Source organism: Brevibacterium sp. MGP-B1, assembly GCF_057766545.1.
Genome location: NZ_CM173407.1, coordinates 3,082,523 through 3,107,278, shown reverse-complemented (window position 1 = coordinate 3,107,278; position 24,756 = coordinate 3,082,523). Strand labels below are relative to the sequence as shown.

Genomic DNA, 24,756 nt, shown 5'->3' with positions numbered 1-24,756 from the left:
AGGCAAGCAGAACGTGCCAAAGGAGGCATCAAGTGTCAGCAGCAGACGCAGCATTCGGACGGCAGGGGACGGGGCCGCTGGCCGGAACCATCGTGGCCGATTTCTCCCGAGTCCTCGCCGGCCCCTACGCGACGATGATGCTTGCGGATCTGGGTGCCACGGTCATCAAGGTGGAGGGGAAGACCGGGGACGATACACGTCACTGGGCGCCGCCTCGGCGAGGGGATGATGCGACGTATTTCCTCACGGCGAACCGGAACAAGCACTCCGTGGTCCTCGATTTCAAGGACTCCGACGACCTCGCCTGCGCCCTGCAGCTCGCCGCTCGTGCGGACGTACTCGTGGAGAACTTCAAGGCCGGGGGACTGGCGAAGTACGGCCTCGACTATGAGACGGTCAGCGCGGTCAATCCGGGCATCGTCTACGCCTCGGTGACGGGTTTCGGCCGCGACAATCCGCAGCCGGGCTACGATCTGCTCATCCAGGGTCTGTCCGGATTCATGTCGGTCACCGGCTCCGAGGAGTCGGGCCCGGTGAAGGCGGGTGTTGCCGTCGTCGACGTGATCACGGGACTGCACACGGCAGTCGGCATCCTCGGCGCGCTCAATCATCGGAAGGACACCGGGGTCGGTCAGCTGGTCGAGACGAATCTGCTGTCCTCGGCGCTGTCCGGGCTGGCGAACCAGACCTCGGCGTACGTGGCCGGCGGCGTGGTTCCGCAGGCGATGGGCAACAAGCACCCGAGCCTCTACCCGTACCAGCCGATGCCCACTGCCGAGGGCCAGATCATCATCGCGTGTGGCAACGACAAACAGTTCGCCCGGCTGGCCGAGGTGCTCGGCCACCCCGAATGGGCGGCCGATGAACGGTTCGCGAACTTCGCCGACCGCAACGTCAACCGCGATGACCTCGAACCCGAGCTCATCGCCGCGCTGAGTGAGAAGACGAACCAGGAATGGTTCGACATCCTCACCGAGGCGGGGCTGCCCTGCGCGCCGATCAACTCGATCGCCCAAGGTGTGGACCTGGCATCGTCGCTGGGCCTCGAGCCCGTCGCCGAGGCGGGTCAGGGTGATCGCGTCATCCCCACGGTCCGCAACCCGATCCGGTTGTCCGAGACCCCGCCCAGCTACGAACTGGCACCGCCGACGCTCGGCGATTCCACGGAAGCGGTCAAGGCCTGGCTGCGGGCGGCCGAGTAGACCTCGGGCGTGCGCCGCGAATCGGCAAGTCGTCGTGCGGAAGTCATCGTGCGTCTGATGACCGCGAATGATTCTGCCGCTGCCCGGGCGGGCAGTGCCACAGCTGAAGTACCCTAGTCACTGTGCGTTGTCACCGAGAGATCTGCCAAGCGACCGATGAGGCGCGGGACCTGCGGTGACAGCAGTCGTATTCCCAAGAGAATTCCGGAACCGAGATGGACAATGAGCCGACCGAGGTCACACCTCGGAGACGTTCGGCGGTGAAACGGACCCTGATGGTCATCGCGATGGCGATCACAGGGTTCCATATCTTCGCCAGCTTTCTGTGGATCGCCCCTGCGTCGACGATGCGGGAGGTGATTCCCGGTGACCTGCTGTCCAAATACATGATCCCGCTGTGGGGGCAGTCGTGGAGCGTGTTCGCCCCCGAGCCGATCAACGGCGACTACTACTTCGACGTGCGCGCGGTGATCAAGACCGACAGCGGCGAAGAGATCACTCAGTGGGTGCGGGCCACCGATGTCGAACTCGACCACTCGACGTACAAGCTGTTCCCGCCACGGTCGGCAGGGCTGGGCATCGGAGTGGCCTCGGACATCAAGGGCTCGTGGGAAGAGCTGCCCGACGATCAGAAAGCGATCGTCAAACTCGACTACTTCAAGGGCGACGATTCCGTGGACCGGCTGGAGACGAAGCTCAAGGAGTACGACGACCCGGAGAACGCGATTCCCGCCTACCTGGAGAGCGAACATCTGGCCACCGCGTATGCGACGCAGGTGGCGAAGGCCATCTGGGGCGACGACGTCCAGCGCGTCCAATACCAGGCCGCCCGTCAGAACGTCGTGCCTTTCGCCGAACGCAACGACAAAGACGCCAAGCGTCCGAATATCCAACCCGTCCCCGTGGGATGGCGCGCACTCGTCGTCGAAGACCACCAGTCCCAAGAGGAATTCACGAAGTACTTCTGTGCCTCGGACGAAGTGAGGTGCGTCGGTGAACAGTGATGACACGACCCGCACAGGCGGGGACGACCGCGACGCAGAGGTCACTGACCAGCGGACCGGCACGGCCGCCTCGGCGAGTGATTCGGCTCCCGAGTTCGGGCTGGTCCCGGTGACGACCCTGGTGTGGACGAAGCTCGCGCAGGGGTGGAACTGGCTCGAGGAGATGCTCACCGGCCGGTACCACGCGACATATGGGCTGGCGGTGACGCGGATCCTCATCGGTTTCACCGGACTCGGCCTCATCCTCACGAACTTCAGCGCGCGGCACTACACCTTCGGTGTGGGATCGGCCTGGAACGGTGAGATCGCCGAACCCAAGAGCGACTTCCCGACCATCTGGCTCTTCTCCCTCTTCCACCGAGCGGTGACGATGCCGCCGCTGTTCACGGCGATGATGATCGGGCTCGCGCTGCTGGCGATCGTCATCATCCTCGGGTGGCGCACAAGGATCGTCCTGCCGATCTACCTCGTGCTGTGGGTGAGCTTCATCGAGCTCAACGACGGGGCCGGCGACCAGGGCGACAACGCCTACCGGATGTTCATGATCGCCATGCTCTTCGCCGATACGACTCGCAGATGGTCCCTCGACGCCAGGCGGCGCGCGCGGAACCCGGAATTCCCGGACAACGACGGCGGGCAGTGGCGCTGGGCGCTCATCATGGCCAATAATCTCGCCATCGTCGTGCTCGCGTTCCAGGTGTGCGCGATCTACATGTCCGGCGGTCTGTACAAGGCCGGAGGCGAGGCCTGGCAGCACGGATTCGCCGTGTACAACCCGCTGCACACTCAGCAGTTCGGCACGTGGCCGGTGCTGTCGGACCTGATGACGGCGTGGGGGCCGATGGTCGTGGCGATCTCGTGGGGATCGATCCTCTTCCAGTGCGCCTTCCCGTTCATGCTGTTCAACCGCTACACGCGCATCATCGCGCTGCTGGGCATCCTGTCCTTCCACTTGGGCATCGCGCTGCTCATGGGCCTGCCGTGGTTCTCGCTGACGATGATCGCCGTCGACGCGATCTTCATCCGCGACCGTTCTTTCGCGAAGGTCAGCGCCTACCTGCGGCATTGGTGGACGTCATCGGCACCGCGGGGTGCTGGTGGGGCTGGTGGCGGTTCCGCTGGTGGTCGCGGTGGTTCGGGTGCTCGCGGTGGTTCGGGTGCTGCCAAGGGCGGGTCTGCGAAGACTCGTGCGCGGTCGTCCGCAGGCTCTCGCGGCAAGTAACCGTCGCGCATAGCGCTCAGCAACCGGCAGATGCTGGAATGGGACACCCTGCTCTGAAATGCTCACCGAAGAAAGTGAGCGATCCAGAGCAGGGTGTCCCATTTCTGTGCTGTGCCGCGCTGCGGTCAGCGAAACAGCCCAGTTTGAGTTGAATAGCCCATGTTCAAACAGGAGCTATCCGACTCAAACTGGGCTGAATCCGCGCAACACGCCCCGGCGGTGAGCCTTACCGCTTGGGGCGCAGCTCCAGGCCGGTGGCCTCGGGGTCTTCGGGCAGGTCGACGACCACAGTGTCCCCGTCGACGATGTCCCCGGCGAGCAGAGCGCGGGCCAGCTTGTCGCCGATCTCGCGCTGGACCAGCCTGCGCAACGGCCGGGCACCGAACGCCGGATCGTAGCCTTCGAGCGCCAACCAGTCCTCGGCTCCCTGAGTGACCTCGAGCGAGACTCGACGGTCGGAGAGCCGGCGCGACATGTGCGAGATCTGCAGATCGACGATCGACGCGAGCTCGGTCTGGCTGAGCGCGTCGAAGAGCACGATGTCATCGAGACGGTTGAGGAACTCGGGCTTGAACGTCGCATGCACGACATCGAGCACCTTGGACCGCTGCTCCTCGGTCGACAGGCTCTTGTCGACGAGGAACTGCGAACCGAGGTTCGAGGTCAGGATCAGGATGGTGTTCCTGAAGTCGACCGTGCGTCCCTGACCGTCGGTGAGCCGTCCGTCATCGAGGACCTGCAGCAGGATGTCGAACACGGACGGGTGTGCCTTCTCCACCTCGTCGAGCAGGACGACGGAATACGGGCGACGGCGGACCGCCTCGGTGAGTTGACCGCCCTCGTCGTATCCGACGTAGCCCGGAGGGGCACCGACGAGGCGGGACACGGTGTGCTTCTCACCGTATTCGCTCATATCGATCCTGATCAGGGCCTTCTCGTCGTCGAAGAGGAAGTCCGCGAGAGACTTCGCGAGCTCCGTCTTGCCGACGCCGGTGGGTCCGAGGAACAGGAACGAACCGGTCGGACGATCCGGGTCCGCGACACCGGCCCGCGAACGGCGGATGGCATCGGAGACCGCGGCGACGGCGTTCTTCTGACCGATGAGACGCTCACCGAGGATGCCCTCGGCTCCCAGCAGCTTCTCGACTTCGCCCTGGACAAGGCGTCCGGCAGGGATGCCCGTCCACGAGGAGACCACCTCGGCGATGTCGTTGCTCGAGACCTTGTCCGAGACCATCTGATCGGATTCCGCTCCCGCCTCGGCCTGGGCCTCTGCGGCTTCGGCCTCGGCGATCTCCTTCTGCACGGCAGGGATCTCGCCGTAGAGCAGACGGGATGCGGTCTCGAGGTCCGTGTCGCGCTGAGCCTTCTCGGCGGCCGAACGCAGCTCGTCGAGCTTCGTTTTCAGCTCACCGACCCGGTTGAGGCCGGCACGCTGGGACTCCCACGTCGCCTCGAGTCCGCGCAGCTCCTCCTCCTTGTCGGCGAGATCGGCACGCAGGGCGCTCAACCTCTCGATCGACGCGGAGTCGGTCTCCTTCGCCAGCGCCATGTCCTCCATCTTCAGGCGGTCCACGGCACGGCGGAGCTCATCGATCTCGACCGGAGCCGAATCGATCTCCATGCGCAGGCGGGAAGCCGCCTCGTCGACGAGGTCGATGGCTTTGTCCGGCAGCTGCCTGCCGGTGATGTACCGGTTCGACATCGTCGCGGCCGCGACCAGGGCGCCGTCGTTGATCGAGACCTTGTGGTGAGCTTCGTAGCGTTCCTTGAGCCCGCGCAGGATCGCGATCGTGTCCTCGACACTGGGCTCACCGACGAAGACCTGCTGGAACCGCCGTTCCAGGGCGGGATCCTTCTCGATGTTCTCGCGGTATTCGTCCAGCGTGGTGGCACCGATCATCCGCAGCTCACCGCGGGCGAGCATCGGCTTGAGCATATTGCCTGCGTCCATCGAGGAGTCTCCGCCGGCACCGGCACCGACGATCGTGTGGAGCTCGTCGATGAAGGTGATGATCCGGCCGTCGGCGTTCTTGATCTCCTCGAGCACGGCCTTGAACCGCTCCTCGAACTCACCGCGGTACTTCGCGCCGGCGACCATGGCGGACAGGTCGAGGCTGATGAGCGTCTTGTCGCGCAGCGATTCGGGCACGTCTCCGGCCACGATCCGCTGGGCCAGGCCCTCGACGACGGAGGTTTTGCCGACGCCGGGTTCACCGATGAGGACGGGGTTGTTCTTCGTCCTGCGCGAGAGCACCTGGACGACGCGGCGAACCTCTTTGTCGCGGCCGATCACCGGGTCGAGCTTGCCTTCCCGGGCAACGGCGGTGAGATCGATGCCGAACTTCTCCAGCGACTGCATCGTCTCCTCCGGGTTCTCCGAGGTGACCTTCTTTCCGGCACGCAGTTCGGGCAGGGCCGCAAGCAGTGCGTCCCTGTTGGCCCCATTCGCGCGCAGCGCCTCACCGGCACCGTCCTTGCCGGCCGCAGCGGCCAGCAGCAGGTGCTCGGTCGAGACGAACTGGTCGCCGAGCGCCGTCATCTCCTCCTGTGCGAGGTTCATCATCTCCAGACCGGCGCGGGAGAGTCCCGGCTGGCTGACGGTGGAACCGCTGACGGTGGGGAATCCGCTGATCACGGATTCGATGGACCGTAGCACGGTCTGCGGGTCGGCACCGACCTTCGTCAGCAGGGTCGCGGCGAGCGAATCCGGCTGGCCGAGCAGGGCCGCGACGAGGTGAGCCGGTTCGATCTGATTGTTCTTCCGGGCGACGACGTCGTTGACCGCGGTCTGCAGCGCCTCCCGGGATTTGGTTGTCATCTGTGCGTCCATGTACGCATCTCCTTTTCAAATTCTGTGCTGACTCCAGCTCTCGAAAAGAACAACACCGACAAAGTTGAGTCTATTCCGCTCAACTTTGAAAATCGAGAAGTATTTCGCCGAGGCGGCCCGCCCGGATGCGTGTCCCGACCCAGCCGGGGCCGGCCCGGAAACCCAGCCGGGACCGGCCCGGAAACCCAGCCGGGACCGGCCCGGAAACCCAGCCGGGACCGGCCCGGAAACCCAGTCGGGACCGGCCCGGAAACCCAGCCGGGGCCGGCCCGGAAACCCAGCCGGGGCCGGCCCGCCCCTACCTCGTGATGACCGACTGGAGGTCGAAGCGGTGGAGCACGCGGTCGGCGATCTCCGGATCGGTCCCGCGTTCGCGCCGGGCCTTGAGCACCTCGGCACGGGCGGACTGCATGGCCTTCTTCTGCACGGCCAGCATCTGCTCCCGGTGTTCCTTGAATGCCATCGCCTGTTCCGAGCTCGCCTGGTCATCGGTGGTTCCGCTGAGCTGATCGTGCAGGACTTTGAACCTCGCCCGCAGGGGTTCGATGACGTCGTCGGGCAGACTGTCATCGTTCTTGATCTCGCGCATCGCAGCCTTGTAGGCACGCAGAGCAATGTCCCTGGTCGCCTGATGTTCCTTCTCCGCTTCGTCGTCGATGCCGAGGAGAGCGACGACGGTCGGAAAGCTCAGGCCCGCCAGCACCAGAGTGACCAGCAGGACCACCGCGGCCGCGACGACGACATAGGACCGACCGGGGAACGGGGCACCGGAACTCGTCGTGGCCGGGATCGACAGAGCCAAGGCGACCGTGGCGAGGCCGCGCATCCCGCCCCAGGTCATCAGCGTGGCATCGCGGACGCTCAACGGTGCGGCATCCGGATCCTCCTCGCGTCGCTTGCGTTCGATGACAGTGCCGAGCAGCAGCCATACGAAGCGGACGGCCACGACGATGAGAGCGATGAGCGCGCCGACGAGCAGCGCTCGCCCGAGGTCGGCATGCTCGGATTCGACGATGAGACGCAGATCGAGGCCGATGAGTCCGAAGGCGATTCCGGTGATGAGCATCTCGAGGACCTGCCAGGTCGAATTCTGCGTCACCCGCTCCGCCGAGTTCCCCTCGACATCGCGGCGGCGAACTTCGAGGGCGGCGACGACGACGGCGATGACCCCGCTGGCGTGGAAGTGCTCGGCCACGAGGTAGACGCCGAAGGGCAGGACGAGCATGAGGGAGGAGCGAGCGATCGTGTGATCGATCTTCTCCATCACCCACCAGGCGGCGAAGGACAGCACCAGGCCGACGATGATCGCCACGACGGCGGAGACGACGAACGACACGGCCAGATCTGCGTAGTCCACCTCGGTGCCGGCCAATACCGCGGCCATCGCGGTCTGGAAGATGACCAGGGAGGCAGCATCGTTGAACAGGCCCTCGCTCTGCAGGGTCGACATGATGCGGCGGGGGATCGACACGGTGCTGGCCACGGCTTCGACAGCGACCGGGTCGGGTGGGGCGAGCATGGCGCCGAGCGCGATGGCCGCGGCGATGGTGATTCCGGGGATGAGGAAGACCGCGGACCCGGCGACGGCGGCCACGGTCACACCGACGAGAGCCACGGACATACCGAGGATAGTGCGCCACCGGATCGCGAACAGCGCCCACGATGTCTTCTGTGCGGCGGCGAAGAGCAGGGGCGGCAGGAAGAGAGGGAGGACGAGCTCCGGATCGATGGCCACCTCGGCGAAGGTGGGGATGAACGCACCGGCGATGCCGATGAGGACCATGAGCGCCGGCCACGGAAGCTTGAGCTTCTGCCCCAATCCGACCACCACCGAGGTGGCGGCACCGAATCCGATGATCATCAGCAATGTGGTCATGCCAGTCCCTCCGAACCGCTCCCACCGGGGCGGATGTGTCCGGAGGCGGGCGGAAATCGTCTGCGCAGATTCCGCGCCGGCCCGGCGACCTTTGGCAGAATGAGGCTATGTCGGAATCAATTGTATTCGCGCAGCTCGACGACGGAGTCGCGTCCGTGACGATCAACCGGCCGTCCACGCGCAACGCACTGTCGCTGGCGGTCATGGAAGACCTCATCGACACCCTCACCGAGGTGGGGCAGCGCACCGATGTGCGCGCGGTCATCCTCATCACCGCCGGTCATGTGTTCAGCTCCGGTCATGACCTCACCGAGATCCGCGGGGCGGATCTGGAGACGCAGCAGACCACGTTCGACGCCTGTGCCCGACTGATGCAGCTCATCCAATCCATCCCGCAGCCGGTCATCGCGCAGGTGCAGGGTGTGGCCACGGCGGCCGGCTGCCAGCTGGTGGCGACCTGCGATCTGGCCGTTGCCGCCGAGTCCGCCAGATTCGCAACTCCGGGAGTGAAGATCGGTCTGTTCTGTTCGACTCCGATGGTGGCCCTGTCGCGTGCGGTGCCGGCGAAGCAGGCGATGCGGATGCTGCTGACCGGTGATTTCGTGACCGCCGAGGATGCGCTGAAGTTCGGTCTCGTCTCCGATGTCGTCGCCGACGCCGACCTCGAGTCCGCCACCTTGGAATTGGCTCTCAAAGTCGCGTCCGCCTCGTCGGCTACAGTTGCCCTAGGAAAGGCCGCGTTCTACGAACAGCGGGAGCTGCCTGTGGCCGACGCCTATGCGCGGATGTCGCAGGCGATGGCGGACAATGCCGTCGCGGCCGATGCGCAGGAAGGGATCGACGCCTTTCTGACGAAGAGGGAGCCGCAGTGGCAACACCGCCGCTGAGGCGGTGGGCGTGAAGATGAGAGAGGGAACCTCGTGGCGGTGATAGTGACCGGAGCCAGCGGCTTCATCGGTGGTGCCATTGCACGAGCGCTCGCCGAAAGGGACGAAACGGTCTACGCGCTGTCCCGGCGAGATCCCGAGATCCCCGGGGTGAACTTCCAGCACTGGGACATCACCGAACCCGCGTCCGCCTCGGTGACCTCGCTGGCCAAGAATGTGACCGCGGTCTTCCACTGTGCTGGAATCGCCTCCGTCAGCGCCGATGACGACGCTCTCTACAGCGTGAAGGTGACGGGCACACGTCATGTCCTCGATGCGTTTCCGAAGGCCCGCATCGTGCACGTGTCCTCGACGACGGTGTACTCCGAGTCCGAACCCCACGCCGAGCTGTGGGAGGAAGCCGGGCCGAAGGATCCCAACGACTTCGCCGACGCGTACTCTCGCACCCATGCTCTCGCCGAGCAGCTCGTGATGAGGCTCCGTCCCGATGCTGCGATCCTGCGTCCCGCGGCTGTCTACGGTCCGGGGGAGACGATGCTTATGCCGTTCCTGTCGCGGATGTCGAAGAAAGGTGTGCTGCGGCTGCCGGGCGGCGGACGACAGAAGATCACCCTCACCCACGTCGACAATGTGGTGCGGGCCGCGCTTGCCTGCCTCGACGTGCCTTCGGCAGCGGGGCCCTTCAATATCGGTGATCCGATTCCGTACCGGCTCAAAGAGGCCGTGGTCACTCACTTCGCTCGGATGGGCTATGACCAGGTCGTCATCGAGGGTGTCGCGAAGGACAAGGCGCTGGTGTCGGCGAAGCTGGGACTCAAGATCAAGGGCGTGTTCAAGCGCGGGGACCGAGCGAAGCTCTTCCTCGTCAGATACCTGCAGTCGGACCGGACATATAACCTGTCCCGGCAGCAGCGGGTGCTCGGCATCTCGACCACCCAGCACCTCGTCCCGTCCCGGTTCCAGTAGGGCGCCAGCGCTCAGAGGCGGTTCCGGTTCGAGCCGCAGGTGCACGTCTGCCCTGGGGCCAGGCCGCCGATCGTGTCAGTCTTGCCCGCAGCTCAGGCTGGGGTTGAGCCGGCTGCGGTTCCTGTCACCGCTTGAGGCCATGCTGGGCGGCGACGATCTTCGACACGAGTTCGCGCGGGAGCGCACGCTTGAGCAGGAACGGCAGCGGTGCTCTGCTGCCGACGGCGTAGAACTCCCGTGGCCTCGGCGCGATGATCGCATCGACGATCGTGGCCGCAACCTTGGCGGCCGGAATGCCGCCGCGCTCGTTGGCGTCGAGGTGCTCGAGCATCGTGGTCACGTCCTGCGTATAGGGCGACCCCTCTTCGAGGTACTTCGTCCGCCGCAGCCCGATACCTGTGGCGATCGATCCCGGTTCGACGGTGCTCACCCATATGCCGAAGGGTGAGAGCTCCTGCCGAGCCGCCGTGGCGAAAGCGCGCAGAGCCGCCTTCGCCGCAGAATACGAACTGCGGTGGGCCAAAGGGAAGCTGGCGAGCATCGACCCGACCATGATGATGCGTCCCGCCCGCCGCGCACGCATCCCGGGCAGGACGAGTTGGCTCAGTCGAACGGGTCCGAACACGTTCGTGCGGAAGAGCCGTTCGACGGCATCGGCCGGCAGCTCTTCGAACGGACCCGACTGGCTCTCACCGGCATTGTTGATGAGCACGTCGATGCCGTCGAGCAGGCCGAGCTCCTCGAGCTCTGCGGCCAGCCGGTCCGGACCATCCGGGTCGGTGAGGTCCAACGGAAGATAGCGGACACCGGGGATCCGATCGGCAGGGGAAGTGCGGTCCGGGTTCCGGCCGGTTGCCAGCACCGTGCAGCCTTTCGCCGCCAGCGCCTCGGCGACGGCCCTGCCGATTCCCGAGGTGCCGCCGGTGACTAAGGCGGTGAGGGCTGAACGCGCGCTGCCGGTCATGTGTGCGCTCCTCCGCCTTGTGCAGACCCGCTTTCCCGTCGCAAAGATGTCACCGCACGGCCCGCCTGCTCGGCGGCAGCGCGTCCGGCGCGCAGGCCGGAGAAGATGCACCCGCCGAGGAACGTTCCCTCGAGCGCGTTGTACCCGTGCATTCCGCCGCCCCCGAAACCGGTGACCTCGCCGGCGGCGTACAGGCCAGGGATCGGTGTGTTCGAGTCTCTGCCATCTGCGCTGTCACCAGTGACGGATCCCGCCAGCACCTGCCCGTCGAGGTTCGTCTCCAGCCCGCCGAGGGTCTTTCGTGACAGCAGGCTCAGACGCACCGCGATGAGCGGACCGTGTGCAGGGTCGAGGATCTTGTGCGGTTTGACCGCACGCACGATCTTGTCACCGAGGTAGGACCGCGCATTGTGGATGGCCTGGACCTGCGCGTCCTTCGAAAAAGCGTGCTCGGTCTGCCGGTCCCGCTGCCGGATCTGCTCAACGAGGTGGTCGTGATCGATGACCGGTCCGCGGGAGCGTTCGTTCATTCCCGCCACCAGTTCCTCGGTGGTCTCGGCCACGACGAAGTCGGAGCCGTACTTCTTGAAGGCCTCGATCGGTCCCGGAGCATCGGAGGAGCGCACGCGATCGAGCGTGATCCGAATGTCTTTCTCCGTGAGGTCCGGGTTCTGCTCCGAACCGGAGAGCGCGAATTCCTTGCGGATGATCGACTCATTGAGCACGAACCATGAATAGTCGTGCCCGGTCTCAAGGATCGTGCGCATCGTCCGATTCGTATCGAAGCCGGGATAGTTCGGCGCCGGGAACCGATTGCCCTCGGCATCGAACCACATCGACGACGGTCCCGGAATGATGCGGATTCCGTGCCTCGGCCAGATCGGATTCCAGTTCTCGATGCCCTCCGTATACGCCCAGATCCGGTCCCGGTTGATGAGGCTGGCTCCGGCATCCTCGGCGATCTGCAGCATCCGTCCGTCCACATGAGCGGGCACTCCGGCGAGCATTGGGTCCGGGAACTCGCCGAGGCGGTCGACCGGCCAGTACTTCTTCATCAGTTCGAAATTGTGACCGATGCCGCCGGTGGTGACGATGACTGCGGGCGCTCGGAGTTCGAAGTCGGCGAGTTCGTCGCGGTTCGATTCGACTCCGCGGGCGGTGTGGCTGGGGGCGAGTGTCCGCCCGCGGACCCCGACGACGGCTCCGCCGTCGGTGATGAGCTCGTCGACGCGGTGACGGAAGGCGAACTCGACGCGTCCGGCGGCCTCCGCGGTCTCGACGGGTTCACGGAAGACTCGGACCACCTCGGGGCCGGTGCCCCAGGTGAGGTGGAACCGGGGCACGGAATTGCCGTGGTCACCCGCACCGGACCCACCGCGTTCGGCCCAACCGACGATCGGTGTCAGGCGTAAGCCGAGGTCACGCAGGTACTGGCGCTTCTCCCCGGCCGCGAACTCGAGGTATGCCTCCGCCCACTTCCGCGGCCAATGATCCTCGTCGCGGTCGAATCCCGCCGAGGTGGCCCAGTCGTCCTTGGCGAGCTCGAGCGAATCGTGGACGCGCAGTCGCCGCTGCTCGGGAGAGTCGATGAGGAAGAGTCCGCCGAGGGACCAGAACGCCTGTCCGCCGAGGTTCGCGCGGTTCTCCTGGTCGAGGATGAGCACGCGCTTGCCGGCCTTGGTGAGTTCGTGGGCGGCGACGAGACCGGCGAGTCCGGCACCGACGATGATCGCATCTGGGGAGCGGCGATCCGGGGCGGAACGATCACCGGGTCCGGCGCTGTCTCCGCCGTCACCAGGTGCGTGGGACGAGCCCGTGCTGTCGAAAGAACTCATCGTCGACTCCTCTGTCGTCTCTGTCGGCCAGTGAACCGACGTCAAGTGTGCGCAGATTGCCCAGAACCGGCCGGATTCTGGCAATCTGCGCACACTTACCTACCAGTAAGTTTCAGTATTGCAGATTTTCCCGGTGTGAAGAGGCGCAAGCGGTCCGAAGTCAGGCGCAATTTCGGTCGGTGTCCATCAGCCTTCGAGGGTGCGTTCCAGCCAATCGGCGGCTGCGGCGAAGGACTCATCCGTCGTCGTCGGGTCGACCGGCACAACTGCTCCGTCGGAGCTCGGGTAGCTGCCGAGGAAGTGCAGCTTGAGGGCCGCCCGGTGGACACCCTGCAGGGCCTCGGCCATGCGTGCCTCGTGGATGTGTCCGAGCAGGTCGATCGAGAACTGGTAGAGGCCCAACCCGTCACCGGTCGGACGGGATTCGATGCGCGACATATTGATCCCGCGGCTGGAGAACTGTTCGAGCAGTTCGAGCAGCGAACCCGCCCGGTCCGAGCGCAGGGCCGCCACGACGGTCGTCTTGTCCGCGCCGGTCGGGGCGGGCAGAGGACCCGGGAGGGTGACCACGACGAATCGGGTGACGGCGTCCTTTCGGTCGCCGATGTCCTCGGCGACGATCTCGAGTCCATAGCGCTGCGCGGCCAGGGCCGGGCAGACGGCGGCCATATGGTCGCCGGCGTCATTGGCCAGGTCCCTGGCAGCCGCGGCAGTCGAGGACGTCGGCAGGTAGACGGCTTCGGGGAAGTTCTCGTTCATGAACGCCCGCACCTGCGCCTCGCCGTGCGGGTGCGAACCGAAGGAGGAGATCTCCTCCCTGGTGGTGCCGGGCTTGACGGCGAGGACGAAGCGGACGGGCACGACCACCTCGGCGATGATCTGCAGGCGTCCGTTCTCGGTGAGCGCATCGATCGTGGCGGGCACTCCGCCTTCCAGTGAGTTCTCGATCGGCACCACAGCAGCATCGCAGTCGCCCTCGAGCACCGCGTCGAGTGCCGAGGGGGCATTGCGCATCGGGTGCGTCGTGGCCTCGGCGCGCAGGTTCCGGGAGTCGAGGAAGCTGAGCAGAGCCGCCTCGGTGAAAGTGGCCTCAGGGCCGAGGTACGCGAAACGGTTGAGGTTCACTTGCCGGTCTCCTTGTGTGGATCGGAGGAATTCTGCGTGGATTCGGACGACCCGGAATCGGCGGGGGTGGAGGAGGCGCCGCCGCCCGGCGTCCCGCCATTCCGCTTCGCGCGGAGGCGGCGGACGAGGATCGCGCGGGCGACGTCGCGATACTGGGCGGCACGGTGCAGCTGCGCTTTCAGATCGCGGCCGGTGACGCGGTGGTGGAGGTCGCATTCGACCTCTTCCACGCGCAGTCCGGCGTTGACGACGTCGATGGTCATGGCCGCCTCGACGCCCCAGCCTGCGGCGAACGGCAGGGCCGCATCGAAGGCCTCTCTCGACAGGCAGCGCATGCCCGACAGGGGCTGGGTGGCTTCGAATCCGGAGAGCTCGGCGATGCCCTTCTTCGCCAGTCCGACGACGAAGCCGAAGCCCCCACCCTTGCGCTTCTGCGCGGGCAGGATCGCGATCGTCATGTCCGCCCGACCAGCGAGCACAGGCTCGGTCAGGGGAGCGGTGTTCATCGCTGAGTCCTCGAGGTCGCCGTCGATGAACAGCAGCGCCCGGTGGTGCGGGTCGACGCCCGGATCGGCGTCGGAGATCTCCCGATTGCGCAGAGCGAAGGCCCCGGTCATCATGGCCGCAGCCTTGCCCTTGTTCTTCGGGTGGGTGATGACCTCGGCACCGGCCCGGCGGGCCCGAGTCCCCGTGTCGTCAGCCGATCCGTCGTCGACGACGAGGACCATGTCGACCCCGGGGATCTGCTTGGCCGCAGCGACGGTGGCACCGATCCGCTGGGATTCGTTCATCGCGGGGATGATGGCGGCGACCGCCTCGGGGGCGGGGTGCGGCTGTGCGCTCATGTCGGTTCTCCTGTCCGTCACCATCACCGAGGCGGGGCACCGTTTTCGGGTCCCGCCTCGGTGATGGAGTGGTGACGGATATCAGTGGATGGTCAGCTGGCGGGACACGATGCCCGAGCGGACGCGGCGGGCCTCGGTGCTCATCGGCTCGGTCGTGTTCAGCGCTTCGTCGAGGCGCTTGCCGAACGCGGCGATGGTCTCTTCGACGTCGTCGACCTGGGTGCCGAACTCGAGTTCCCAGACGGGAACGATGATGCCGTGGGCGCGGAAGTAGCCGAGGAAGGTGCCGATTCCGCCGAGGTCGTTGGCGTTCTCTGCCTGCAGGCAGGCCATCGCATCGACGACGCGGTCCTCACCTTCGGGGCGGGCCCAGCGAACGTAGGTGCGGCCGGACATCTCGGTCCAGTAGGCGGAGTCGACGGAGGCGAGCTTCTCGGTCGGGGCCACGGAGTCGTTGGCCTGCTGGAGGGCGGCGGCGACGTCGGCGTCGGATTCGGCTTCGGGGAGGGCCCAGTAGTCGAAGTTCTCGAGCACGCGGACGTCGAACGGGTGAGAGGTGTCGAGGATGTCCTGCAGGCGCGGGCCCTCACCGGGTTCGGTCGTCGCCTCGATGGAGGTGCCGGGTTCGGCGTCGACGGCGGCCAGCAGGCCGCGGGCGACGTCGCGGGAGGCGTCGGTCGAGGATACGGGCACCTGCATTCCGGCCAGGATCTCACCGTCGTCGCGACGCCAGGCCTGCCATGCGGCAGGAAGCAGGGAGGTGATGGTCACTTCGTGGCCGCCGTATTCCTCGGTGAGCTTCGCGGTCGCGGTGGCCGCGGGCACGAGCTCACGCAGGCAGATGAGGTCGGCTTCGAACGGCAGGTCCGCGAACGGACGTGCGACGAATGCCGTGGCCTGCGCCCTGGCGAGGCGTTTGGCGATGAGTTCTTCCTTGGAGCGCTTCGACTTCTTTCCCATAGGACGCAAGTCTAGTCGGTGCAGCGCCTGCCGGGCTGTTGGGTTCGCAGGCGTGCCTGTGCCGGTGGGGTCAGATGCGTCGAACGCGACTGAGCGAAGCCGGTCCGGGCTGATGCGCCGCCGTTCAGCGGTCGTGGCCGACGGGGATGAAGTAGCGCGTGTTGTTCGACTCGTCCATGCGCACCTGCAGCTTGTCGCCCGGATGGGGGAACGCAGAGCGCTCCGGGTTGTCGGGAGTCAGCCCGAGCGTCTCCAAGCGGATGATGCCGTGGCGGCCCACCTCGTCGGCGGCGAGCACATAGGAGTGGTTGAGTTCGCGGATCGTGACCTCGATGGCCGGATCGGTCGGTTCGTCCGCCTCGGCGAAGGCTCGGGGCGGGGCGGAATTGCCCATGCCCAGATACGCGCCGACGTCATCGGCGATGTAGCCGGCCACGGAGTCGGCCTGCGCCAACAGCCCTGCGAGGATCACCGACAGCCGTTCCTGCTGGGCATCGGATCTCAGGGCCTGCCCGGGTTTGAAGAGGTGCTCCTCGGCGAGCACGCACCACGCGTCCTGCATGATCGTGCGCAGCTGGAGTTCGACGAGGACGGAAGGCTCGGAGTCGAAGGGAACCTCGACGATGAGGTGGCGGCCGCGGTATCCAGACGGCTTCGGGGTCGCGGAGTAGTCGCGCACCTCGGCGATGGAGAGGTTGGTGTCGTCACTCACCTCGGTGAGCAGGTCCCACAGAGCCGACTGTTCGCGTTCGGTGCGGCAGATGACGCGGGCGCCGACGACATCGATCACCTGGTTCTCGACCTCGACGGATTCGTGGATCTCGTCGTTGGCATCGGCGAGCTTGCGGCGCAGCTTCTCGCCCGTGCGCAGCCGATCCTTGATCCGACCGTCGACGACGCGCACTCGATCCCCGGAGAGCAGTGCGGATGGAGCGCGGACGGACTCGACCCAGTCGTTGACCGTCTCGAGGGCGGCCCTCCAGGTGGACTCACGCCGGTCGTAGGCTTCGTCGACCAATTCGCGGACAGTTGCTGACATCCTCGTCACCTTCCTAGCTCCTGATTCAACTTCACCAGAAGAGAGGGGAGATGTCTATGGCTTCGACGCTGAAGTTGCGCCGGGGCGCCGAAAGGTGAGACGAAGGTGCCTCAGACGTCGTAGTCGACGATGACGGGAGCGTGATCGGACGCGCCTTTGCCCTTGCGCTCCTCACGGTCGATCTCGCCTGAGGTCGCTGTCTTCGCCAGCGCCTGCGAGGCGAGCTGGAAGTCGATGCGCATGCCCTGCTTCTTCGGGAAGCGCAGCTTCTGGTAGTCCCAGAAGGTGTAGACGCCGGGCCCGGGCGTGAACTGGCGGGTGACTTCGCTCAGGCCCGCGCCGAGGAGATCATCGAAAGCGGCACGTTCGGCATCGGAGACGTGGGTGGCGCCGTCGAACTCGGCCATGTCCCAGACGTCCTCGTCGAGCGGAGCGACGTTGAAGTCACCGCAGAGGACGAGCTTCTTCTCCGGTTCGGCGCTCAGCTGGGCGGCGATATCGGCTGTCAGCGCCTTGTACCACTCCAGCTTGTAGCCGTAGTGCGGGTGATCGAGTTCGCGGCCGTTGGGCACATAGAGCGAATAGACGCGCACATCGCTGCAGGTTACCGACAGCGACCGGGCTTCGACGACGGGTTCTTCCGAACCGAAGGCAGGGATGTCCTTGAACCCGATCTCGGTATCGGCCAGTCCGACGCGCGAGGCGATGGCCACACCGTTCCACTGGTTGAGGCCGTGATAGCTGACCTCGTAGCCGCGCTCGGTGAACAGCTCCTCGGGAAACTGCGAGTCCTTGCACTTGAGTTCCTGGATGGCCAGGACATCGACATCCGAACGATCCAGCCAGGCCCCGATGCGGTCGTGGCGGGCACGGATCGAGTTCACATTCCACGTAGCGATTCTCACCCTCCCACCCTAAGCCGTCCGCGCTGGAGGTGAAAGCGCGATGTCGACGGGTCGATAGGATTGGGACCATGCCTGAAGCTCCCAATGAACACCTCGGCCATGACGGCGGCGACTACCCGGACTCCTACTATGTGCGGCTGTCCGAGGACCGCCTCGTCTCGACTCTGCACAGCCAAGGTGCTTGGCAGCCCGGCGAGCAGCATCTCGCGCCCGCCTCGGGGATGGTGCTCGCCGAGATCGAACGTCGACTGCCCAGCGACAAGCTCATCTCCCGGGTGACCTTCGACGTCCTCGGCGTCATCCACTCCGGCGAGTTCACCATCGATGTCAACGTCGTCCGCCCCGGCCGCACCATCGAACTCGTCGAAGCGCATATGCGCCATGGTGAGCGCACCAGCGTGACCGCTCGAGTGTGGAGACTGCAGTCCTCCGACACCGAGGAGGTCGCCGGCGACGAATGGTCGGCGATGCCGCCCGTGTCCGAAATGCCCGAGATTCCTTTCACCAATCGTTGGGGCGGCGGCTACATCGCGTCTCTCGAGGGACGCCAGGGAGCGGACGCCCATCCCGGCTACGCACGGTCCTGGGTGCGCAGTCCCTATCCTCTCGTCGACGGTGAGGTCGACCCGCCGACCGCGGCTTTCGTCAAGTTCGTCGACACCGCCAACGGTCTGGCCGTCCGTGAGGATCCGAAGGCGACGTTCTTCCCGAACGTCGACCTCTCCATCCACCTCACTCGCGTGCCCGAGCCCGGCTGGGTCGGCTTCGACACCAAGGTGGCCTTCGGGCCGACCGGACTCGGGCAGACGACGAGCGTGCTCAGCGATGTCGACGGTCCCATCGGCACAGCAGTGCAGTCCCTGACCGTTCGTCGAGGTCAAGGCGCGGTATGAATCCGCGGCCGCGTGCCCTCATCACCGGGGCGAGCTCCGGGCTGGGGCGCGGCTATGCCCGCACCCTGGCCGCAGACGGCTACGGCCTCGTCCTGGTCGCCCGGGACGAGGCCCGGCTGAATCAGCTGGCCGAGCAGCTGCGAACCACGCAGAATATCCACGCCGAGGCGGTCGTGGCCGATCTGTCGACCCGTGACGGTGTCGACGCGGTCAACGAGATCATCGCGACGCAGCCGATCGATGTGCTCATCAACAATGCCGGCTTCGGTCTGCGCGGGACACTGCTGGATACCGATGCTGCTGAGCTCGATGCGCTCGATCGGGTGCTCTCCGGGGCGGTGAGAGAGTTGTCTCTGTCGGCGGCTCGGCGCATGCAGTCCCGCGGTCGCGGAGGGATCATCAACGTCTCCTCACTGGCGGCGGTGACGACGATGGGGCAGTATGCCGCGTCGAAAGCCTCGACTCTGGTCTTCACCGAGGCGCTCGCCGGGGAACTCAGGGGCGGCCCGGTGACGGTCACCGCCGTTCTGCCTGGCTTCATCCGGACGGAATTCCACAGCCGCCTCGGCGTGGAGCGTCCGGGACCCGGCCTGATCTGGCTCAGCGTCGATCAGGTGGTGCGGGAGTCGCTGCGTGATGCGCGGGCGGGGAAGGTCGTCTCGGTGCCGGGGTGGGGATACCGTCTGGCCGCGCTCGTCGCCCCTGCGGTGCCCCGTCGGCTCATGCGCTGGGGATCGACCGGATTCTCCTTCGCACGCACTTGCGGACGCTGATTCGGGATTCGTCACGTGCGCTCGTCGGCATGACGTGCGCCAGCGGTGAGCGCCCGCACTCGCGATCGCTGATTCGGGATCCGCGAGATGCGCCGGCGGTCATCGAATCGTGGTCGCATGCTCGCCGCGGGATGTGACCTATATGCAATTTTCGGCAGGGGCGGCACAACTGAGTTGAGGATTGAACTACCGGGGGCTGAGCCTGTGACCAGGGGTTTTATTCTGATCGCTTCTGTGCTATAGAGCCCGACAGGATTCAAGACGGAGCGTGAGATTCTTTACAAGCGATACGAAAGTGTGGTCAAATTAATGTGTTCGCCCGGTGGGGATCGGGTGGACATAACGGACGTATGGGGATGCGTCCGGGTACTCGAGGGGAGTGCTGCGAGGACCCCGGGATGTCGCGATTACGCGCCCCGGGGTTCTTGTCATTCACAGCAGTGTTTCGCGACCGCCCGCCTGACTTCAGGTCACTATCGGACATCCGAACTCGAATCTAGGTCACTATCGGATACTTCTGCCCGCAAGAAGTATCCGATAGTGACCTAGATTCGGAGGCCGCATCCGATAGTGACCTCGCCGCTGCCTGCTGCCTGCTGCTGAAGCAGAAGCTGCCGGCTTCTGCCGACTGCGGCGCCATCGGATGCGGGCTACTGGACGCTGACGCTGCGCTGGCGGCGCGAGCGAGTGCGGGCGATGCCGATCTCCAAAGCCACCGCGCTCAGCGGAGCACCGAGTGCCATTGCCGCATTGCCGGCGGCGCGCTCGGCGACTTCGGCGACGACGGCATCGATATCGGCCCGCTCATCGGCGTCGACGTGGATGAGCAGCTCCGGACTCCGCGCGGTGCCGCGCAGAATCACCGTGGCGTCGGAGACTCCGTCGGTGGATTCGAGGTCGGTGGCGACCGCCTCGGCGATGGCCTCCGCATTCACCGTGGTCAGACCCGTGCGGGCATCGGCTTGCATCCGGAAGGGCTTTGCGAAGTCCTTGCGCGGGACCTGCACGCTCAGCCAGCGGAGCCCGATGATCGCGAGGATGAGGGCCACGATCACGGCGATGAGCGCCGAATAGGGCAGCGCCAGCACCGAGGCGACCGGACCGAGATCCGCTCCCGCCTCCAGGGCAGGGCCGACCGGGGCGGTGAGACCGAACCCGATGGCGAGCACTGCCAGTCCGATGATCAGCGCGATGAGGCCGAGGATGATCAGTCCCGTGCGGTTGGCAGCGGCGGCCGTGCGTCTCATGACTGACTCCTTCTGGCCTGGACCTTCACCGTGGGGGTGCGGTCGAATGAGATCGAGGCGAAGCGGTCCCTGACGGTGGCTTCGACCTTGGCGCGGATCGGCTCAACGTCGCGGATCGGAGTCGAGAACGTCACGATCGTCGATCCCGCGTTCGACGAGGCTTTGACCCCGCTGACGCCGTCGACGCCATCGGCGGCCGCGGCAGCGATCTGCGACAGCGCCGAGGTGGGCAGGGCGACCTCGAAATCACCGATGTGTTCTGACCCAGCGGCTTTCACGCCGAGGATGCGGCGCGCTCCGGGGGAGACGCCGAGGATGAAGGCGATGAGTCCGAGCAGAGTCAGGACGATGCCGACCGCGACGACGACCGCGGAATTCCAGTGCAGGTTCCCGGCCGCCTCGGCGATGGCGGAATCCGGCGCCTCGATCAGTGCGGCTGCGACGGATCCGAAGCTCACGAATGCGGCGATGCCGGCCCAGCCGAGTCCCACGGCGAGGAGCAGCAGGATGAGGGCGACGACCACGGCCGGACCGATGCGGGAGGGCCGCTTGCGCAGCAGGCGTGTGCTCATTGCAGGCGATTCCTTCCTCGATTCGCACCGGAGGATTCCGGGGCGAGCCACCGCACGCTGATGTCGACCTGACGGACGGTGACACCGGTGAGGCGTTCGACTTCGTGACTCAGGGTGGAGCGGATGTGTTCGGTCGCCTCGGCGATGGGGGTGGGGTAGGCCAGGCCCAGCTGGACGGCGAGCGTGCAGCTGCGCCCGGACAGGGTGACATCCACGGACGGGCGCGTGTCCAGGCTGGAACTCGCTCCGATTCCGAAGAGGCCCGAGCTCGTGCCGCCGACGCCGGGCAGGTCTTTCAGCACCTGTCCGGCGGTGCGCTCCACGACCTTGTCCGCGATCGTCAGGCCGCCTCGGCGAGCTGGAGCGTCGTCGAGTATCGGGGCCACGGCGCTACCTCCGCGTGGTCGAGCGTGAGCTCAGCGCGGACAGGTCGAGGCGCCCGTCGAGGACGAGGCCGACGACCAGGCCGAGCCCGCCGCAGATGGCGACGACGAGGAACGCGAGGAAGCCGCCGAAGTAGGCGACGATTCCCAGCGTCAGGCCGACGAGGAGTCCGATGAGAGTTTTCGACATGGCATTCCTTCTGCCGAGGTGGTGCTGCGGATGAGGGTCAGTTGAGTTCCGGCGAATCCTTGGCCGGAGCCTCTTCGTCGTCCTCGGGCAGGTGGACGTCGGTGACGTCGATGTTGACCTCGACGACCTGGAGTCCGGTGCCCTGTTCGACGGCGCGGACGACGTTGCGGCGGATCGCCTCGGCGACGTCGACGATGGAGGTGCCGTATTCGACGACGATGGTGAGGTCGATGGCGGTCTGCTTCTCACCCTTCTCCACGGACACTCCGCCGGAGACGTTGGTCTGCGAGCCGGGGATGCGGTCGGTGAGGGTGTCGAAGGCGCGGCGTGCGGCATTGCCCATGCCGAAGACGCCGGGGACCTCGCGGGCGGCGATTCCGGTGAGCTTGGCGACGACGTTCTCGGCGATGGTGGTGGTGCCCATCTCGGTGACGAGTGGGCTGCGCACGTCATCGTTCTGGGTGGTCTGGACCTTCTGGTTCGAATCGGACTGCTTGAGTTCCGGCATCGTTCTTCCTTTTCGTTGGAGGGGCATGCGGTTCGCAAGTCCTTCGTCTGAAGGATGCTTACACAGGTACAGACGCAGCCTGATGAGAATCCTCACGCAGTGTTCGCAGAAATTTTTCGCCGGAGCGTATTTTTGACCGGGGCGGATTTTTCGCCGAGGCGGCAAGCCGGTTCCGCGGAACCGTGGCCTACGATGGGGATATGACAAGGGGAGATGATCGTTTCGACGTCGTCACCCTGGTTGTGCGCGCTCGCGAGGGCGATATCGCCTCGTTCGAGGCCCTCGTCGACGAATACGAGCGGAAGCTGCTGCGTTTCGCCTGGCGTGCGCTCGGGGATCGACAGGATGCCGAGGACGTCGTTCAGGACACGCTCGTCAGGGCCTGGAGATCGCTCGACGCCTTGGCCGAACCCGCTGCCTTCGGTACGTGGATCTACCGGATGGCCTCGAACCGCTGCACGGATGTGCTGCGTCGACGCACCTCCCGGCCCTCCGAAGCCTCGGATCCGGAGGACCTCGGCCATCACGTCGACGGTGCCGCCTCGGTCGAACGGTCCGTCGAGGCACGCACGGCGCTCGAGCATTTCTCCGAGATTCTGCAGACTCTGTCCTCGGAGCAGCGTGTAACGTGGGTGCTCCACCAGATGGAAGGTCTCAGCTACGCCGAGGTCGCCGAGACCTTGGGAATCAGCGAAGGCAGTGTGCGCGGACGCATCCACCGCGCCCGAACCGCCATCGCCGAGGGCATGGAAGGATGGGTATGAGCGACGAGTCCGTCAACGCCACGGACGCTCACCTGCGCGGCATCATCGACGAATACATGGGGGCCTTCGAACCGGACCCCGCGGAATCCGTCGGCCTGCGCGAACGCATCCTCCAGATCGTGCGCGAGGACGCGGTCCTGGCGCCGGCCACGAAGCTGACGACCGAGCGCGGCAACCCTTTCCGGATCTCGACGGCGGAGGTGCGTGGAATCATCCGCGAGGCCGTCGACTCCGTGCCCGGGATCCGCGCACGCAGCGTGAATCTGACCCCCGCGGGCGAGCCGGAGGGCAGCGCCGTCGAAGTTGCGCTGACCGTGACGATGAGCGCGGGGACGGCCTTCGTCTCCGCCGCCGAGGATGTCCGCCGCAGCGTCGCCGGTGCCCTGATCGCGCAGGTGGGGATCCCCGCAATGCGAGTCGACGTCACCGTCGAGGACGTCTTCGTCGATGAGGAGGCCGCCGATGACTGAGAAGCCGAGGGTTGAAAGCGGGACCTCACGCGGATTCGACGAGGCGGCGGTCTCGGCCCGCCTGACCGAATCCGTCACCGGAGTCGACGGCGTCACCGGCCTGGCGCCGGGGCTGCGCGACATGATCGCCAACGCGGCCGCGCGAGTGATGCGCCGAACCGGATCCGAACCGCTGCGCGTCGAGGTCTGGCGCACAGGCGAGGATCTCGGCGTCCGGATCGATGCGCATCTCGATGACAGTCGGCCCGTGACCGAGATCGTCGACGAGCTCTTCGCCGTCATCGCCGTCGACCTGCAGGCTGCAGTCGACGGGCCCATCGGGGAGATCGACATCGACGTGCACATCGTCAGCCGCAGCCGCTGAGGTCGCGCGGCGGGCGGCACTCAAGACGCGAACGGCACAGAAAAACGCGAACAGCACATGTTTGAAACTGAGCTGTTCGCCTTTTTCTGGGCTATTGCCGACGGTGCCGTCTGCGGTTGCTCGGTCAGTGGCGCAGTGCGGACGCGGTCTTATGCGGGTCGGTCGTGGTCCTGCGGAAGACCCCCAGTACCAGCGGATTCCGCTTTAGGTACACCTTTCTCTCAATTGCCCACTGAGGAAACTGGGCATTTCAGAGAAGGGTGCTCCATAAACCCGTTTCGGCCGTGACTGAAGCGGGTTCACATGCTTTCGGCACAGAAAAAGGTGGATAGCCCAGTTTCAAACTTGGGCTGTCCACCTTTTTCTGGGCTGTTGCCGACGCTGCCGTCTGCGGCTGTGTTTGGCCGCAACGGGGTGCCGCCGGGCAGTGGCTCTCTAGATGGCTGCAGTCCCTCAGTCGGCCTTGCTCTTCGAGCGTCCGGTGATGAGGCCCCAGATGATGAGCACGATCAGCGAGCCGCCGATCGCGCACAGCCACGACGACAGTGAGAAGAACTTGTCCATCTGGACGCCGAAGATCATGCCGCCGAGCCAGCCGCCCAGCATGGCTCCGATGACGCCGAGGATGAGCGTGGCGAAGAAGCCGCCGCCCTGTTTGCCGGGCAGGATCGCCTTAGCGATGGCTCCGGCGATGAGTCCGAGGATGAGGTATGCGATGAAACCCATGTTGCTCACGTCCCTTCTGAGACAGTTGACCGGCCGGGTTGCACGGTGCTTTTGCCACTGTACAACCGAAACGCCGGGTAAGTGCCAAGTCTTGTTGATCCTTTATGACATCTATACAGACGCAGGGCCAACCGGATCCTCATGCGGATCCTCACGCCCAGTGACAGCAGGCATCGTCAGTAGGGCGGCTGGGCTCTGAGGCG

25 protein-coding genes are annotated in these 24,756 nt (G+C 65.9%); 10 read left to right on the top strand and 15 right to left on the bottom strand.

Going from position 1 to position 24,756, the window contains the following annotated elements:
* Positions 1–32: 32 nt before the first annotated feature.
* From AC3CD9_RS14160 to AC3CD9_RS14150, 3 genes are all read left to right on the top strand, one after another.
* Entirely contained in the window at positions 33–1,202 is a 1,170-nt protein-coding gene (locus AC3CD9_RS14160) for a CaiB/BaiF CoA transferase family protein (RefSeq protein ID WP_488364535.1), read from the top strand.
* A gap of 260 nt (positions 1,203–1,462) precedes the next feature.
* Positions 1,463–2,206, top strand: coding sequence for a DUF5819 family protein (locus tag AC3CD9_RS14155; protein WP_488364534.1), 744 nt, complete (start codon positions 1,463–1,465; stop codon positions 2,204–2,206).
* Positions 2,196–3,428, top strand: a complete 1,233-nt coding sequence (locus tag AC3CD9_RS14150; RefSeq protein ID WP_488364532.1) for an HTTM domain-containing protein — start codon at positions 2,196–2,198, stop codon at positions 3,426–3,428. Before AC3CD9_RS14155 ends, AC3CD9_RS14150 begins: the two co-directional genes overlap by 11 nt.
* Before the next feature lie 226 nt (positions 3,429–3,654).
* Here AC3CD9_RS14150 and clpB read toward each other — a convergent pair whose 3' ends face one another.
* Together clpB and AC3CD9_RS14140 are read right to left on the bottom strand one after the other, a co-directional pair.
* A complete protein-coding gene (clpB, locus tag AC3CD9_RS14145; RefSeq protein ID WP_488364530.1) occupies positions 3,655–6,261 on the bottom strand; it encodes an ATP-dependent chaperone ClpB in 2,607 nt (868 codons plus the stop codon).
* Between the two features lie 298 nt (positions 6,262–6,559).
* A complete protein-coding gene (locus tag AC3CD9_RS14140; protein ID WP_488364529.1) occupies positions 6,560–8,137 on the bottom strand; it encodes a Na+/H+ antiporter in 1,578 nt (525 codons plus the stop codon).
* Between the two features lie 107 nt (positions 8,138–8,244).
* Between AC3CD9_RS14140 and AC3CD9_RS14135 the strand changes: the two genes are divergently transcribed.
* On the top strand, positions 8,245–9,024 hold the full coding sequence (locus tag AC3CD9_RS14135) for an enoyl-CoA hydratase (protein WP_488364527.1): 780 nt from the start codon (positions 8,245–8,247) through the stop codon (positions 9,022–9,024).
* A gap of 33 nt (positions 9,025–9,057) precedes the next feature.
* Positions 9,058–9,990: an NAD-dependent epimerase/dehydratase family protein gene (locus AC3CD9_RS14130; RefSeq protein ID WP_488364525.1), complete on the top strand. Its 933-nt coding sequence runs from the start codon at positions 9,058–9,060 to the stop codon at positions 9,988–9,990.
* 124 nt (positions 9,991–10,114) lie between these two features.
* Here AC3CD9_RS14130 and AC3CD9_RS14125 read toward each other — a convergent pair whose 3' ends face one another.
* From AC3CD9_RS14125 to AC3CD9_RS14095, 7 genes are all read right to left on the bottom strand, one after another.
* Positions 10,115–10,954 carry an SDR family oxidoreductase gene (locus AC3CD9_RS14125; RefSeq protein ID WP_488364523.1) on the bottom strand — a complete coding sequence of 280 codons (840 nt, stop codon included), beginning with the start codon at positions 10,952–10,954 and terminating at the stop codon, positions 10,115–10,117.
* A complete protein-coding gene (locus tag AC3CD9_RS14120; RefSeq protein WP_488364522.1) occupies positions 10,951–12,789 on the bottom strand; it encodes an FAD-binding dehydrogenase in 1,839 nt (612 codons plus the stop codon). The genes AC3CD9_RS14125 and AC3CD9_RS14120 overlap by 4 nt, the downstream gene beginning before the upstream one ends.
* A 186-nt stretch (positions 12,790–12,975) precedes the next feature.
* Positions 12,976–13,914, bottom strand: coding sequence for a prephenate dehydratase (gene pheA / locus AC3CD9_RS14115; protein WP_488364521.1), 939 nt, complete (start codon positions 13,912–13,914; stop codon positions 12,976–12,978).
* The gene (locus AC3CD9_RS14110; protein WP_488364519.1) at positions 13,911–14,759 is read right to left on the bottom strand and encodes a glycosyltransferase family 2 protein; all 849 of its coding nucleotides are present in this window, start codon (positions 14,757–14,759) and stop codon (positions 13,911–13,913) included. Before AC3CD9_RS14110 ends, pheA begins: the two co-directional genes overlap by 4 nt.
* An 81-nt stretch (positions 14,760–14,840) precedes the next feature.
* Positions 14,841–15,719, bottom strand: coding sequence for a DUF5926 family protein (locus AC3CD9_RS14105; protein ID WP_488364517.1), 879 nt, complete (start codon positions 15,717–15,719; stop codon positions 14,841–14,843).
* A 124-nt stretch (positions 15,720–15,843) separates the two neighbouring features.
* A complete protein-coding gene (locus AC3CD9_RS14100; RefSeq protein WP_488364516.1) occupies positions 15,844–16,758 on the bottom strand; it encodes a GTP pyrophosphokinase in 915 nt (304 codons plus the stop codon).
* A gap of 110 nt (positions 16,759–16,868) precedes the next feature.
* Positions 16,869–17,663: an exodeoxyribonuclease III gene (locus AC3CD9_RS14095; protein ID WP_488364515.1), complete on the bottom strand. Its 795-nt coding sequence runs from the start codon at positions 17,661–17,663 to the stop codon at positions 16,869–16,871.
* Positions 17,664–17,731: 68 nt separating this feature from the next.
* On the opposite strand from AC3CD9_RS14095, the gene AC3CD9_RS14090 reads away from it, so the two are divergent.
* Entirely contained in the window at positions 17,732–18,556 is an 825-nt protein-coding gene (locus AC3CD9_RS14090) for a thioesterase family protein (protein ID WP_488364514.1), read from the top strand.
* Positions 18,553–19,329: an SDR family NAD(P)-dependent oxidoreductase gene (locus AC3CD9_RS14085; protein WP_488364512.1), complete on the top strand. Its 777-nt coding sequence runs from the start codon at positions 18,553–18,555 to the stop codon at positions 19,327–19,329. The genes AC3CD9_RS14090 and AC3CD9_RS14085 overlap by 4 nt, the downstream gene beginning before the upstream one ends.
* Positions 19,330–19,979: 650 nt before the next feature.
* Here the strand turns inward: AC3CD9_RS14085 and AC3CD9_RS14080 are convergent.
* From AC3CD9_RS14080 to AC3CD9_RS14060, 5 genes are read right to left on the bottom strand one after another with little or no spacing between them, the layout of a single operon-like run.
* A complete protein-coding gene (locus tag AC3CD9_RS14080; RefSeq protein WP_488364511.1) occupies positions 19,980–20,576 on the bottom strand; it encodes an Asp23/Gls24 family envelope stress response protein in 597 nt (198 codons plus the stop codon).
* A complete protein-coding gene (locus AC3CD9_RS14075) occupies positions 20,573–21,148 on the bottom strand; it encodes a DUF6286 domain-containing protein (protein ID WP_488364510.1) in 576 nt (191 codons plus the stop codon). Before AC3CD9_RS14075 ends, AC3CD9_RS14080 begins: the two co-directional genes overlap by 4 nt.
* Positions 21,145–21,534 (bottom strand): Asp23/Gls24 family envelope stress response protein, encoded by a 390-nt coding sequence (locus AC3CD9_RS14070; RefSeq protein WP_488364508.1) that lies wholly within the window; start codon positions 21,532–21,534, stop codon positions 21,145–21,147. The genes AC3CD9_RS14075 and AC3CD9_RS14070 overlap by 4 nt, the downstream gene beginning before the upstream one ends.
* Positions 21,535–21,538: 4 nt before the next feature.
* Positions 21,539–21,721 carry a hypothetical protein gene (locus AC3CD9_RS14065; RefSeq protein ID WP_062862592.1) on the bottom strand — a complete coding sequence of 61 codons (183 nt, stop codon included), beginning with the start codon at positions 21,719–21,721 and terminating at the stop codon, positions 21,539–21,541.
* 37 nt (positions 21,722–21,758) lie between these two features.
* Positions 21,759–22,229, bottom strand: coding sequence for an Asp23/Gls24 family envelope stress response protein (locus tag AC3CD9_RS14060; protein ID WP_488364506.1), 471 nt, complete (start codon positions 22,227–22,229; stop codon positions 21,759–21,761).
* A 200-nt stretch (positions 22,230–22,429) separates the two neighbouring features.
* On the opposite strand from AC3CD9_RS14060, the gene AC3CD9_RS14055 reads away from it, so the two are divergent.
* The 3 genes from AC3CD9_RS14055 to AC3CD9_RS14045 are packed head-to-tail and all read left to right on the top strand — an operon-like array spanning position 22,430 to position 23,827.
* The gene (locus AC3CD9_RS14055; protein WP_488364505.1) at positions 22,430–22,993 is read left to right on the top strand and encodes an RNA polymerase sigma factor; all 564 of its coding nucleotides are present in this window, start codon (positions 22,430–22,432) and stop codon (positions 22,991–22,993) included.
* Positions 22,990–23,463, top strand: coding sequence for an Asp23/Gls24 family envelope stress response protein (locus AC3CD9_RS14050; RefSeq protein WP_488364504.1), 474 nt, complete (start codon positions 22,990–22,992; stop codon positions 23,461–23,463). The genes AC3CD9_RS14055 and AC3CD9_RS14050 overlap by 4 nt, the downstream gene beginning before the upstream one ends.
* On the top strand, positions 23,456–23,827 hold the full coding sequence (locus AC3CD9_RS14045) for a hypothetical protein (protein ID WP_488364503.1): 372 nt from the start codon (positions 23,456–23,458) through the stop codon (positions 23,825–23,827). Before AC3CD9_RS14050 ends, AC3CD9_RS14045 begins: the two co-directional genes overlap by 8 nt.
* Before the next feature lie 453 nt (positions 23,828–24,280).
* Here the strand turns inward: AC3CD9_RS14045 and AC3CD9_RS14040 are convergent, their stop codons facing one another.
* Complete coding sequence (locus AC3CD9_RS14040) at positions 24,281–24,553, bottom strand: GlsB/YeaQ/YmgE family stress response membrane protein (RefSeq protein WP_488364502.1); 273 nt, start codon at positions 24,551–24,553, stop codon at positions 24,281–24,283.
* Between the last annotated feature and the right edge of the window lie 203 nt (positions 24,554–24,756).

Coding starts and splice junctions, on each gene's coding strand:
- clpB (WP_488364530.1), bottom strand. CDS start 6,261: ATGGACGCACAGATGACAACCAAATCCCGGGAGGCGCTGCAGACCGCG.
- AC3CD9_RS14140 (WP_488364529.1), bottom strand. CDS start 8,137: ATGACCACATTGCTGATGATCATCGGATTCGGTGCCGCCACCTCGGTG.
- AC3CD9_RS14135 (WP_488364527.1), top strand. CDS start 8,245: ATGTCGGAATCAATTGTATTCGCGCAGCTCGACGACGGAGTCGCGTCC.
- AC3CD9_RS14125 (WP_488364523.1), bottom strand. CDS start 10,954: ATGACCGGCAGCGCGCGTTCAGCCCTCACCGCCTTAGTCACCGGCGGC.
- AC3CD9_RS14120 (WP_488364522.1), bottom strand. CDS start 12,789: ATGAGTTCTTTCGACAGCACGGGCTCGTCCCACGCACCTGGTGACGGC.
- AC3CD9_RS14110 (WP_488364519.1), bottom strand. CDS start 14,759: ATGAGCGCACAGCCGCACCCCGCCCCCGAGGCGGTCGCCGCCATCATC.
- AC3CD9_RS14105 (WP_488364517.1), bottom strand. CDS start 15,719: ATGGGAAAGAAGTCGAAGCGCTCCAAGGAAGAACTCATCGCCAAACGC.
- AC3CD9_RS14100 (WP_488364516.1), bottom strand. CDS start 16,758: ATGTCAGCAACTGTCCGCGAATTGGTCGACGAAGCCTACGACCGGCGT.
- AC3CD9_RS14090 (WP_488364514.1), top strand. CDS start 17,732: ATGCCTGAAGCTCCCAATGAACACCTCGGCCATGACGGCGGCGACTAC.
- AC3CD9_RS14085 (WP_488364512.1), top strand. CDS start 18,553: ATGAATCCGCGGCCGCGTGCCCTCATCACCGGGGCGAGCTCCGGGCTG.
- AC3CD9_RS14080 (WP_488364511.1), bottom strand. CDS start 20,576: ATGAGACGCACGGCCGCCGCTGCCAACCGCACGGGACTGATCATCCTC.
- AC3CD9_RS14075 (WP_488364510.1), bottom strand. CDS start 21,148: ATGAGCACACGCCTGCTGCGCAAGCGGCCCTCCCGCATCGGTCCGGCC.
- AC3CD9_RS14065 (WP_062862592.1), bottom strand. CDS start 21,721: ATGTCGAAAACTCTCATCGGACTCCTCGTCGGCCTGACGCTGGGAATC.
- AC3CD9_RS14060 (WP_488364506.1), bottom strand. CDS start 22,229: ATGCCGGAACTCAAGCAGTCCGATTCGAACCAGAAGGTCCAGACCACC.
- AC3CD9_RS14055 (WP_488364505.1), top strand. CDS start 22,430: ATGACAAGGGGAGATGATCGTTTCGACGTCGTCACCCTGGTTGTGCGC.
- AC3CD9_RS14050 (WP_488364504.1), top strand. CDS start 22,990: ATGAGCGACGAGTCCGTCAACGCCACGGACGCTCACCTGCGCGGCATC.
- AC3CD9_RS14045 (WP_488364503.1), top strand. CDS start 23,456: ATGACTGAGAAGCCGAGGGTTGAAAGCGGGACCTCACGCGGATTCGAC.
- AC3CD9_RS14040 (WP_488364502.1), bottom strand. CDS start 24,553: ATGGGTTTCATCGCATACCTCATCCTCGGACTCATCGCCGGAGCCATC.